The sequence below is a fragment of the Streptomyces sp. NPDC031379 genome (assembly GCF_055569615.1).
Genome location: NZ_JBVIIT010000047.1, coordinates 23,417 through 31,315, shown reverse-complemented (window position 1 = coordinate 31,315; position 7,899 = coordinate 23,417). Strand labels below are relative to the sequence as shown.

The following is a 7,899-nucleotide window of genomic DNA, read 5'->3' as shown; positions in this document are numbered from 1 at the left end:
TGGTTTACTCGCGCTGGGTGGGCTTTGGGGTTGGCGTGGTTCTTTCTCCCCCCCCCCCCCCCCCCCCCCCCCCCCCCCCCCCCCCCCCCCCCCCCCGTCGCCGCCCTGACCGGCACATACTGCCTCCCCCGAGCAGTACCGGCAGGTGCCCATATGTTCCTCACGCACAGAGACATACGTGTCTGCGTTGGCCGACTTTCACCCTTGTGTGTGTTGCGAAAGGTGTGATTGCCTCACAGCAAGAACGATCGTTCTACCTGTGCGGCTCCGACCGCCCCCCCCCACGAGGAGGACACACGCGATGATCAACCGACGCCGTCTGCTCCGTACGAGCGGCGCCGCGGCGGCCGGCACGCTCGGTGCCGCCGCCCTGGCGTCCACCGCCGCGGCGGCGGAGCCCGCCGGGCACGTTCCTGCCCACCATCCGGTGGACCCCGATCCGACCGCGGGCGTCACACGCACCCTGCTCCAGGAGCACCCCTCGCCCGCCGAGGGCTGGGAAGCCGTGCAGACGCTCGTGCAGATCCCGCGGCACAAGGAGTCGGGCCGGCACAGCCACCCCGGCGTCGAGGTCGGCTACATCATCCGCGGCGACGTGCTGATGGAGTTCGACGACAGGCCGCCGCTCAGGCTGCGCACGGGCGATCCGTTCTTCATCCCGAACGGCGCCATCCACAACGCCCGCAACGTCGGCACGGTGACGACGATGATGCTCTCCACCTACGTCGTCGACGAGACGAAGCCCCTCGTGACCACGTACTGAAGCCCGTTCCACGGCGTGCGCCCGGCGCAGGACGACCCCGGACCCGGTTCCTTCCCGGGCTCTGTCCGTACTCTGCTGCCATGACGTCGGGCGCCCCCCACCACACGCATCCGCGGGACCGGCTGCTGGGCACAGCGGCCCGGCTGTTCTACGAGAACGGGTTTCCTGAACGCCGCCGCCGAACACCCCGACCCCGAGCACCCGGTGCGCCGCTGCGTCGCGGAGCACCGCCGGTGGTTCCAGGGCGTCCTGCGGCACGCGGCCGCCGAGGCGGGCCAGCGAGACACTCCGGAAGAGCCTGCTGGGGGCGTGAGGTGGCTGGGCGCCTGGCCACGGGAGAACGGGTTGTGCACCGGCCGGGACACGCGGGCACGTACGGAGAGCCCCCTGCGTGAGTGATACACAAACCGTAGGGCTCCCCCTATGGTCCAGCCGTCGGACCGTTGGGCATGCTGAGTCCATGTGCATCAACATCGTCGTCGTCGACGACGACCCCGGGTTCCGCCGCATCGCCACGACGCTGCTGACGGCACGGGGCCTGCGTGTCGTGGCGGAGTCCCGGGACGGCGCCTCGGCCCTGGCCGCGGTGCGGGCACACCGCCCCGACGGACTGCTGCTCGACCTGCACCTGCCCGACCTGGACGGACTGAGCGTGGCCCGTCGGCTGACCGAGGAGGACAACCCCCCGCGGATCGTGCTGACCTCCACCGACAAGTCGTTCTGGTCGCAGGAGGAACTGCGCGGAGCGGGAATCGAGTCCTTCGTGGCCAAGGACAAGCTGTTCGACGCCGACCTGCGGGGCCTGTTCGCCCCCTCCGCGTCCTGACGGCCCGGCCTGTGGTGCCCGGGCGGTGAGCCCCGGCCGCCCCGCTACTGCCCGAGGTAACGCAGCACCGCCAGCACCCGCCGGTGCTGCCCGGAAGCCGACTGGCTGAGCCCCAGCTTCATGAAGATGCCGGTCACGTGCCGTTCCACGGCGGCGACGCTCACGAACAGCTTCTCGGAGATCCCCGTGTTGGAATGACCCTCGGCCATCAGGGCCAGCACCTCCCGCTCCTTCGGCGTCAGCGCCGCCAGCGGGTCCTCGGGACGCTTGCGTCCCAGCAGCGCCGAGATCACGTCCGGGTCGAGGGCCGAGTCGCGGGCCACGACCCGCTCGACGGCGTCGGTGAGGATCTGGGGACTGGCCACCTTCTCCTTCAACAGGTAGCCCACCCCGCTCGGATCGTCCCCGACCAGGTCGAGCGCGTAGGAGGCGTCGAGGAACTGCGAGAGGACGATCACCGCGGTCTCCGGCCGCGCCGCGCGGATCTTCCGCACGGCGTCCAGGCCGTCGGCCTCCAGGGCCGGCGGCATCCGGATGTCGGTGATCACCACGTCGGGCCGGTGCTCCTCGGCGGCGCGGACGAGATCCACCGCGTTGTCGACTGACGCGACCACGTCGATGCCCGCCTTGCCCAGGATGGTCGCGATGCCCTCGCGTACGATCGGCTGGTCTTCTCCGAGCACCGCCCGCAGTGGTTGGCTCATGGCGGAATCCTAGCCTGCGCCGTCGCGCATACATGACAACAGCGTGACGAGGAGCGGACGGTGTGGGGACGACCCCACGTCTGCACATGTGCCGCCCTCGGATCCGGGCGGCACGGTTCAGTGCGGCGCGAGCACACCGCCGCACGTCACACGCCGATGCCCGCCGCGGGTGTGGGGTGGGCCCTACACAGGTGTGGGGGATCCCCCAGGAAGGGCGAGGGAGTACACGACAGACCCCGGTGCGGCCCGCTTTCGAGACTAGCGCTTGGATCCGGGGGCTTCCCGGCGACTCCTGACGAACGGGAACTGGGCATGGCACAGCTGGAAACCCTCAGGGACGAGGACCGTCACCCCCTGGGCCGCCCCGGCGTCCGGGTGGTCGCCGGTCCGGGCGGTGCCCTCACCCGGGGGGCGACGGTGGCCGGTTCACTGGCCTCGGCCACCGTCGGGGGCACGCTGATCGTCGCGCACGTCCGTACGGCGACGGCGGCCGGGGCGCTCCTCGGGGTGCACATGGCCGTCCAGGGAGTCCTGCAACTGCTGTCGGTCCACGAGTCGAAGGCGTCGGCGGCGGCCCGCCGGCTGTCGTCCGCCGGAGGCCTCGCCGCCCTGTTGCTCGGCGCGGTCCTCTGCCACGGCCGGGCCGACACGGTGTTCCTGCTCGGGCTCTGGACCGGCTGCGGCTGGCTGCTGCGGGGACTCACCATGGCCGTCTGCGCCACCTCGTCCTCGGTGAGTCATGTCTTCGTCCACGACGACCTACTGAACGCGGTCATCGTCTCGGCGGGTCTGTTCGTGACCGCCTTCCCCTTCTCGTCCCCGGGGCAGCTGGCCGACGTCGGCGGCTCCGTACTGATGGCCACCGGCGCGGTCGAGGCGTTCACCGCCGCACGGCGGCACCCCCGCACCCTCCGCGCGATCGACTGAGCCGAGCCCCGGCCGGGGTGACGCACCGTCCGGCAGCCGCGCGGCAGGACCGCAGGAGCACGACAACCACGCCACGTTTCCCGGCCGGTCGACCGGCCGGGTCCCAAGGAGGCGACCATGAAGAAGTGCCACCTCTCACTGCAGATCACACACTGGGTGACCTCGGAACTCGCCCTCACCCTGAACTGCGAGATCTCCTACGACACCCATGACCCGCTCGCCGTCACCCTGGTCTTCGACACCGACGGCCTGCGGCCGGTGCGCTGGGCCTTCTGCCGGGAGCTGCTGGCCGACGGCATGACCTCCCGTGCGGGCGAGGGCGATGTGGTGCTCTGGCCGGTGTACGACCTCGACGGCGAGCCGTCCTCCTTCTGTGCGCGGATCGGCGGCGCCCATACGGCGCTCTTCGAGATCCCCGCCGAACCGGTCGCGACGTGGCTCGCCGAAACCTACGCCATGGTGCCGCGCGGGACCGAGCTGGACGGGGTGGACTGGGACGAGCTGGTCCAGCTGGCGGAGTGACGTGTCCGCCGTCGGCGCGGCACGCGTGAGCAGTTGCCGGGACGTGTCTCCCGAAGGACCGTCACACACCCCTTACCGGAAGGAAGACGATGCGAAGCGATCTACGGCCCCTCCTCAGCGACTGGCAGTGGCAGCAACGCGCCGCCTGCCGCGGAATGAGCAGCTCCACCTTCTTCTCCCCGCCGAGGGAGCGGGGCCGGGCGCGCCACGACCGGGAGGAGCGGGCCCGCCGCATCTGCGCCCGGTGCGAGGTCGCCGACATCTGCGCGGCCACGGCCCTGAAGCACGGGGAGACGTACGGAATCTGGGGCGGGCTGTCGGACGTCGAACGCCGACGGCTCGACACGGGTTCCGCCGGCGCGGCCGGGAATCACGACGCGTCGTCCCGGTGACCGGTGACCGGCGGCCACGGCGAGTAGGCGGGCGCGAGCCCGTCCCGCCCGGCGGCACCCGGGCCGTCCCCTTCGCAGCGCGGTCTCCAGTGACGGATGCGCCGAACCGGCCCGGCTGTGAGAGTCGTACCGGCGCCGCTCTCCGACGGCGCGGAGGTGCCGGTCCTCAGGGGGAAGGAAGGGCACGATGACGTCGATCGCCGATGAACTGGCAGGCGTCCTTGACGTCGTACGACAGCCGGTCTGGGCCGTGGACGCCGACCACTCGGTGCGCTGCGCGAACCCCGCGGCTGCCGAGACGATGGGACACGGCCGTCCGTCCGCACTGCTGGGCGCCGACGGCCGCCCGGCGACCGCCTCCGAGAGGCCGGAACCAGCCGGGCGGACCGGTTCCGTGCGCGGCCAGGGCACGCTCACCCGGGCCGACGGCTCGCTTCTTCCGGTCGAGTGGACCCTGGTGCGGCTGTCCCGCCGCCGTTCCGGCTCGTCGCGCACCGGCAGGCGGAACGGCAGCACCAGTACGCCCGGACCCTCCAGCACGGGGTGCAGGAACGCTTGGTGCGAGCGCTGCTCGGCCTGCGCCTCGCACGGCAGGAACCGGGCCCGGCCCCCGCGCCGGCGATCGACCTGCTCCACGACACGGCCCGCGCCACCGAGGAGGCCCTGGCCGGCGTCCGGGAGGTCACCGACGCCCTGAGCCCCGGAGCCCTGCGCGCCGGAGGACTTCGCGCGGCGCTCGCCGCCCTCGCCCAGCGCTGCCCGGTGCCGATGACCGTCTCGGGCACCCTGGTCGGACGGCTGCCCCGGCTGGTCGAGGCGCACCTGTGTCTCCTCGTCGCGGAGGCCGTCGAACGAGCCGTGGAGAACGGCCGCGCCGGCCGCGTCCGGGTGAGCGCCGACCTCGGGGTGAGCCTCGTGGTGACCGTCGTGGACGACGGGGCGCCGCCCGTCGGGGCGGCGGACCTGGCGGCGCCGGCCGCCCTGACCGAGCGGGCCGCGGCCCTGGACGGCACGCTGAAGGCACGTCACACGCCCGGCACCGGCACCACGGTCACGGCGGTCGTCCCGCTCCGACCGGCCCGTTCACGGTGCGGCAGCGGGTTCGGCATACGTGTCTTCCGGTTCAGGCCGGTATCGGTATCTGGATCAGGATGGTGGTGCCGCCGCCGGCCGGGGAGTCGATGGCCAGCTTCCCGTCGAAGGCCGCCACCCGGTCCGCCAGCCCGGTCATCCCGCTGCCGGCGGTGGCCTTGCCGACGCCGCCGACCCCGTCGTCCGCGACCTCGATCCGCAGCACGTCCCCGAATTCGAGGGTGACGTCGATCCGGGACGCCTGGGCGTGCTTGACGGCGTTCGTCACGGCCTCGGCCACGACGAAGTACGCGTTCGACTCGACGGTGGAGGAGATCCGCCGCTCGTCCCTGCTGTCGACGACGGTGGGCACCGGGCACCGGGACGCCAGATCCTGCACCGCTGCCACCAGCCCCTTCACCGTCAGCACGAGCGGGTAGATACCCGAGGCGAGTTCCCTCAGCTCGTTGATCGCCGTCTGCGCGTTGTCGATCGACTGATCCAGCAGATCGATCGCGGACGTCTCCGTGTCGGGTGTCAGCTCCCGCGCGAGCCGAAGCCCGATCATCAGGCTCACCAGACGCTGCTGAGCCCCGTCGTGCAGGTCACGGGCCGTACGCCGGTGTACGGCCTCGGTACTTTCCATGATGCGTCTGCGGCTGTCCTGGAGGGAGGCCGCCATGGTGTTGAAGGAGGTGCCCAGCGCCCCGATCTCCGCCACCCTGCTGGGCGGCATCCGCACACTCAGGTCACCGCCCGCGAGTTCCTCCGCCGCGGCCGCCGCCCCGCGCACCGGCCGTACGACCGCACGGTGCTGGAGCACCGTGAAGACGGCCACGAGAGCGGTCGACGCCGCGAGTCCCACAGCGGCGGCCAGCACCGCCTGGCGGCTGTTGGTGCCCGCCGCGTCCGTGCGCTCCGCGAGCTGGGCGCGTTCGTCCGTCATGTAGTTGTTGAACCGGGCCCGCAGGGCGTCGACGCGCTCTTTGCCCTCGGCCGTCTCCTTCAGGCCGGACGCGGCGGGATCGCCTCGCCGGACCATCGCGACCAGCGGGACCGAGTAGTCGTTCAGGAAGGACTCGAGGCCGCGCGTGATCTGCTCGGCGGTGCGCCGCTGTTCCGGGGAGGTGGCGCTCTCGGTGAACCGTCGCGCCTCCGCGGGCAACGCCTTGCGTGCCGCCCGCCACGGCTGGAGGAACTCCTCCCGCTCGGTGATCACATATCCGCGCTGTCCTGTCTCCAGCTCGAGGAGCAGCTGCTCCATGGTGCCGGCTTCGACGAGGGCCGACCGGGAGGCGCGTCGGGCCGAGACGGAGCTGTTCGCGTCGGAGATCGCCCACAGCAGGACGGCGAACGCGACACCGATCAGCAAGGCGAGCAGGCCGCTCGCCGCGACCGTGAGGCTCGTCAGCCCCAGCCGCCGGCCCGTGTGCTCCTGTCGTGCGCCCATGTTCCGCCTGCCCTGGATGGATTGAGACACCTGGAGTGTGCAATGTATCCGCACCCGGGCAGAAGACATGTCCATATGGCAGGCATGGGCATACGCCCGCGAGGTGTGCTCCCGGTGCGGGGCGCGGGGGCGCGGCGGGGCGGCATGGGACAGCGGGACGAGTGCGGTGGCGGCGCTGAGGCCCGCGGCCGGCGCCGGCACCCGTCCAGGGCTTGGTAACGTCTGTTACCATCGGGTCATGGGGAAGACACAGTTGGGCGCGCGTGTCGACGACGACATCGCGGAGCTGGCCAGGGCCCGCGCCAAGGACCGTGGGCTGAGCCTGGGCGACTACATCGCCTCGCTGGTGCGGGACGACGCCGACGGCATGCGCCGGCGCGGTCTGGACGCGGCGCGCCGCTTTCTCGACGAGCACCAGGCCGTCTTCGACGAGGCGGAAGACGCCGGACAGCGTTCCACCGGGGCGCACGCCGCCTGATGGAGCTGCACATCGACGTCCCCTGGATCCTTCAGGTCGCGGAACTCGCGGGCGCGGGCGATCCCGCACCCGAGGACTACGGCGTACCGGTGGCGGCCGTCGCCTGCCACCGGGCCGAACTCCTCGACCAGCCCGTCTACGACGGCCCCTACGCCCGAGCCGCCGCCCTGGTGCACGTCCTCGGCCGCTGCCGCTGGCTGGAGCGCTCCAACATGGCCGTGGCCGCGGCGACGGGCGTGATGTACCTGGAAGCCTCAGGCATCCCGGTCAAGCCGACCCGCGAGGACGCGCTCGCCCTGCGCGACCTCCTGCGCGACCCCGCCTGCACCGCCGCGCGGATCGCCGCCCTGCTGCACACCTGGTCGCCGTCCCGCTGAGTGTGCGGTCCGTTCCCGGCGCCTGCCCGGCCCTGCCGTTCGCATCCCAGGTGTAGGGACATCCTGAGCCTGTGCCCGTGCCGATCGTGGGGTGTGCCCCATGGCGCCGGCAGCCGTGCGCCGCGAGAGTGGAGGTGTTCGGTTCGCACGTGATCCGGGTCGTGCCGGATCTCGGCAAAGGCGACCGGCGACCGGACGATCGGGAACACCCGACCTCCTCGGACCACGCGTGGCGCGGCGGCCCCGTCCCCCGGGGGCCGAACGCCACCCGCCCCACGGTGGGGGGGGGGGGGGGGGGAAGCCCACCCCCCCCCACCCCCCCCCCCCCCCCCCCCGTGCCGCCACCGGCGCACCAGGAGGGCCATCAGCACGGCGCACAGACTTAGTAG

The 7,899-nt window shown here is 72.4% G+C and carries 9 protein-coding genes; 7 read left to right on the top strand and 2 right to left on the bottom strand.

Annotated features, from left to right (window positions below):
• The first annotated feature begins 301 nt into the window (after positions 1-301).
• Positions 302-763: a cupin domain-containing protein gene (locus tag ACZ5CW_RS40210; RefSeq protein WP_468610627.1), complete on the top strand. Its 462-nt coding sequence runs from the start codon at positions 302-304 to the stop codon at positions 761-763.
• A 460-nt stretch (positions 764-1,223) separates the two neighbouring features.
• Positions 1,224-1,589, top strand: a complete 366-nt coding sequence (locus ACZ5CW_RS40205) for a response regulator (protein WP_468610625.1) — start codon at positions 1,224-1,226, stop codon at positions 1,587-1,589.
• Between the two features lie 44 nt (positions 1,590-1,633).
• On the opposite strand, the gene ACZ5CW_RS40200 is transcribed toward ACZ5CW_RS40205, so the two are convergent.
• On the bottom strand, positions 1,634-2,293 hold the full coding sequence (locus tag ACZ5CW_RS40200; RefSeq protein ID WP_468610623.1) for a response regulator transcription factor: 660 nt from the start codon (positions 2,291-2,293) through the stop codon (positions 1,634-1,636).
• A 312-nt stretch (positions 2,294-2,605) separates the two neighbouring features.
• On the opposite strand from ACZ5CW_RS40200, the gene ACZ5CW_RS40195 reads away from it, so the two are divergent.
• The 3 genes from ACZ5CW_RS40195 to ACZ5CW_RS40185 all read left to right on the top strand — a co-directional run bounded on the left by ACZ5CW_RS40195 (position 2,606) and on the right by ACZ5CW_RS40185 (position 4,134).
• A complete protein-coding gene (locus ACZ5CW_RS40195; protein WP_468610621.1) occupies positions 2,606-3,220 on the top strand; it encodes a hypothetical protein in 615 nt (204 codons plus the stop codon).
• 117 nt (positions 3,221-3,337) lie between these two features.
• The gene (locus tag ACZ5CW_RS40190) at positions 3,338-3,742 is read left to right on the top strand and encodes an SsgA family sporulation/cell division regulator (protein WP_468610619.1); all 405 of its coding nucleotides are present in this window, start codon (positions 3,338-3,340) and stop codon (positions 3,740-3,742) included.
• Between the two features lie 89 nt (positions 3,743-3,831).
• Complete coding sequence (locus tag ACZ5CW_RS40185) at positions 3,832-4,134, top strand: WhiB family transcriptional regulator (RefSeq protein ID WP_468610617.1); 303 nt, start codon at positions 3,832-3,834, stop codon at positions 4,132-4,134.
• A 1,123-nt stretch (positions 4,135-5,257) separates the two neighbouring features.
• Here ACZ5CW_RS40185 and ACZ5CW_RS40180 read toward each other — a convergent pair.
• Positions 5,258-6,655: a sensor histidine kinase gene (locus ACZ5CW_RS40180; protein ID WP_468610615.1), complete on the bottom strand. Its 1,398-nt coding sequence runs from the start codon at positions 6,653-6,655 to the stop codon at positions 5,258-5,260.
• Between the two features lie 238 nt (positions 6,656-6,893).
• Here ACZ5CW_RS40180 and ACZ5CW_RS40175 point away from each other — a divergent pair, with 238 nt between their 5' ends.
• Both ACZ5CW_RS40175 and ACZ5CW_RS40170 read left to right on the top strand, forming a co-directional pair.
• Complete coding sequence (locus ACZ5CW_RS40175) at positions 6,894-7,133, top strand: hypothetical protein (RefSeq protein ID WP_468610613.1); 240 nt, start codon at positions 6,894-6,896, stop codon at positions 7,131-7,133.
• Positions 7,133-7,510 carry a fic family toxin-antitoxin system, toxin component gene (locus tag ACZ5CW_RS40170; protein WP_468610611.1) on the top strand — a complete coding sequence of 126 codons (378 nt, stop codon included), beginning with the start codon at positions 7,133-7,135 and terminating at the stop codon, positions 7,508-7,510. Before ACZ5CW_RS40175 ends, ACZ5CW_RS40170 begins: the two co-directional genes overlap by 1 nt.
• Positions 7,511-7,899: the final 389 nt, after the last annotated feature.

Bases quoted from the DNA above. Each gene is read 5' to 3' on its own strand.
- ACZ5CW_RS40210 (WP_468610627.1), top strand. From the start codon at position 302: ATGATCAACCGACGCCGTCTGCTCCGTACGAGCGGCGCCGCGGCGGCC.
- ACZ5CW_RS40205 (WP_468610625.1), top strand. From the start codon at position 1,224: ATGTGCATCAACATCGTCGTCGTCGACGACGACCCCGGGTTCCGCCGC.
- ACZ5CW_RS40200 (WP_468610623.1), bottom strand. From the start codon at position 2,293: ATGAGCCAACCACTGCGGGCGGTGCTCGGAGAAGACCAGCCGATCGTA.
- ACZ5CW_RS40195 (WP_468610621.1), top strand. From the start codon at position 2,606: ATGGCACAGCTGGAAACCCTCAGGGACGAGGACCGTCACCCCCTGGGC.
- ACZ5CW_RS40190 (WP_468610619.1), top strand. From the start codon at position 3,338: ATGAAGAAGTGCCACCTCTCACTGCAGATCACACACTGGGTGACCTCG.
- ACZ5CW_RS40185 (WP_468610617.1), top strand. From the start codon at position 3,832: ATGCGAAGCGATCTACGGCCCCTCCTCAGCGACTGGCAGTGGCAGCAA.
- ACZ5CW_RS40180 (WP_468610615.1), bottom strand. From the start codon at position 6,655: ATGGGCGCACGACAGGAGCACACGGGCCGGCGGCTGGGGCTGACGAGC.
- ACZ5CW_RS40175 (WP_468610613.1), top strand. From the start codon at position 6,894: ATGGGGAAGACACAGTTGGGCGCGCGTGTCGACGACGACATCGCGGAG.
- ACZ5CW_RS40170 (WP_468610611.1), top strand. From the start codon at position 7,133: ATGGAGCTGCACATCGACGTCCCCTGGATCCTTCAGGTCGCGGAACTC.